Below are 992 nucleotides of genomic sequence, written 5' to 3' on the forward strand. Positions count from 1 at the left end.
GAAAGCATCGTCCCGATAGACCAGAGGCCTACGATGCACTAACATTTTAACCGGACCACCCGATGGGGGCACGCCACTTTCCTTGCTATTGCGTCGAGGTATCCGAAACGCCCGGCTTTGTATCCTATGCAGTTATCGTCCGAGAGGCATATAACGCATGGGATTTTTCCACGGCGCAGGTCGTGGCAGAACTGAAGCGGCGCGCTCAGGTGCCGCTGACCGACGAGATGGCGAACGAGATGATCAAAGCCCAGCGCCGGAACGAGCGGCAGACCTACGAACAATGGCTGGCTACGAGAAAAACAACAGGCGTCTAAACGCCTTAAAAAAGTAAAGCCGCTCTGTTGAGCGGCTTCGATGTCGGCAAAAATTGCTTCGGGTAGGTTTGGTTATTGGAACTGGCAGTGAAATCCGACAAGTGCCTCAGCTTCATCAATGGTGAGGTCAAATGGGGCTACATCGCCCATTGTGAAATCGGTGACTTTCAACTGTTCTCGCCCTTTGACATGCGCCAGATTCAACCTTGCCGCGCGGCCATCGCCAGCATCGGCATCTTCATAGTAGCACCATTGTTCCTCTATTTTGGGATTGTCGCTGGCGCTGTATTGGGTGCCTGTAACGACCCGGCCACTCCCGTATTCTGTGGTGTTAAACATGACGTAGTTGCGCACGACGCCCGGTCCCGCCGCGCCATTCAGGCGGATCAGGTTCAACAGCGGGTTCTGGGTTCCGCGCAAAATATCGATGGCAACAAGTCCGACCGCTATGGTGGCCGTGACGCCCGCAAGCGCGCCATAGGCACCAGCGCGAAAGGTATTGAGGGTGTGTTGGCTCGGGGCGATGCCCCGAGCCTTTTCTTTTAATGAACCCCAGAGATTTGAAAGGCGCGTCATGCTTTGCCTCCGGCATCATCTGTTGGCGTGCCCCCATCGGGTGGTCCGGTTAAAATGTTAGTGCATCGTAGGCCTCTGGTCTATCGGGACGATGCTTTC

General features: G+C 55.3%; 2 protein-coding genes. One reads left to right on the forward strand and one right to left on the reverse strand.

Going from position 1 to position 992, the window contains the following annotated elements; all coding sequences use genetic code 11:
- Positions 1 to 182 precede the first annotated feature (182 nt).
- The gene (locus VK792_RS19475) at positions 183 to 317 is read left to right on the forward strand and encodes a hypothetical protein (RefSeq protein ID WP_326299585.1); all 135 of its coding nucleotides are present in this window, start codon (positions 183 to 185) and stop codon (positions 315 to 317) included.
- Positions 318 to 389: 72 nt separating this feature from the next.
- Here the strand turns inward: VK792_RS19475 and VK792_RS19480 are convergent, their stop codons facing one another.
- Positions 390 to 893 (reverse strand): hypothetical protein, encoded by a 504-nt coding sequence (locus tag VK792_RS19480; protein WP_326299587.1) that lies wholly within the window; start codon positions 891 to 893, stop codon positions 390 to 392.
- Positions 894 to 992: the final 99 nt, after the last annotated feature.

This window comes from Mesobacterium hydrothermale, assembly GCF_035818635.1.
GTDB classification, from domain to species: domain Bacteria; phylum Pseudomonadota; class Alphaproteobacteria; order Rhodobacterales; family Rhodobacteraceae; genus Mesobacterium_A; species Mesobacterium_A hydrothermale.

Excerpts from the sequence above, each read along its gene's own strand:
- VK792_RS19480 (WP_326299587.1), bottom strand. The coding sequence starts at position 893 with ATGACGCGCCTTTCAAATCTCTGGGGTTCATTAAAAGAAAAGGCTCGG.